A 360-nucleotide genomic window follows, 5' to 3' on the forward strand; every position below is an offset into this window, starting at 1 on the left:
GGGCCTATAGCTCAGCTGGTTAGAGCGCACGCCTGATAAGCGTGAGGTCGATGGTTCGAGTCCATTTAGGCCCACTATAATAATATATTTTTGTTCCGCAGTAGCTCAGTGGTAGAGCAATCGGCTGTTAACCGATCGGTCGTAGGTTCGAATCCTACCTGCGGAGCCATTTTATTTTATGGGGAAGTACTCAAGAGGCTGAAGAGGCGCCCCTGCTAAGGGTGTAGGTCGGGTAACCGGCGCGAGGGTTCAAATCCCTCCTTCTCCGCCATTCATATAATGCGCCTTTAGCTCAGCTGGATAGAGCATACGCCTTCTAAGCGTACGGTCAGAGGTTCGAATCCTCTAAGGCGCGTAAAT

At 51.1% G+C, this 360-nt stretch carries 4 tRNA genes; all 4 read left to right on the forward strand.

Annotated features, from left to right (window positions below):
• The 4 genes from BIV60_RS27780 (at position 1) to BIV60_RS27795 (ending at position 355) form a co-directional block, all read left to right on the forward strand.
• Positions 1-74: transfer RNA gene (locus tag BIV60_RS27780), tRNA-Ile, on the forward strand.
• A 20-nt stretch (positions 75-94) separates the two neighbouring features.
• A tRNA-Asn gene (locus tag BIV60_RS27785) sits at positions 95-169 on the forward strand.
• Between the two features lie 11 nt (positions 170-180).
• Positions 181-271 (forward strand) — tRNA-Ser (locus BIV60_RS27790).
• A 10-nt stretch (positions 272-281) separates the two neighbouring features.
• Positions 282-355, forward strand: a tRNA-Arg gene (locus BIV60_RS27795).
• Positions 356-360: the final 5 nt, after the last annotated feature.

The organism is Bacillus sp. MUM 116 (assembly GCF_001866655.1).
GTDB lineage: Bacteria > Bacillota > Bacilli > Bacillales > Cytobacillaceae > Neobacillus.